Consider the following 278-nt stretch of genomic DNA (forward strand, 5'->3'; position numbering starts at 1 on the left):
GGGAGAAAGAGAAAAGGAAGGGGAAAGGAGGAGGGGGAAGAGAAGGAGGAGGGGAAGGGAAGAGAAAGAGGGAGGAAGAGGAAGGGAAGGGAGGGAAAGGAAAAGAGAAAAGGAAGGAAGAGGAGAGGGGGATATTTTTTTTTTTCAGTTCGTCTCGTGGGCTCGGAGATGTGTATAAGAGACAGTATCGAATAAATGGTGCTGATACCCAGAATCGAACTGGGGACCTCATCCTTACCAAGGATGCGCTCTACCGACTGAGCCATATCAGCACACGA

1 protein-coding gene and 1 tRNA gene are annotated in these 278 nt (G+C 49.6%); one reads left to right on the forward strand and one right to left on the reverse strand.

What is annotated here, in order from left to right; all coding sequences use genetic code 11:
- A partial coding sequence (locus JIG40_RS00960) for a hypothetical protein (RefSeq protein WP_199464630.1) occupies positions 1 to 195 on the forward strand: 195 nt, incomplete at its 5' end.
- A 1-nt stretch (position 196) separates the two neighbouring features.
- Here JIG40_RS00960 and JIG40_RS00965 read toward each other — a convergent pair.
- A tRNA-Thr gene (locus JIG40_RS00965) sits at positions 197 to 272 on the reverse strand.
- Positions 273 to 278: the final 6 nt, after the last annotated feature.

The organism is Vibrio sp. bablab_jr001, assembly GCF_016464285.1.
Classification (GTDB): domain Bacteria; phylum Pseudomonadota; class Gammaproteobacteria; order Enterobacterales; family Vibrionaceae; genus Vibrio; species Vibrio fluvialis.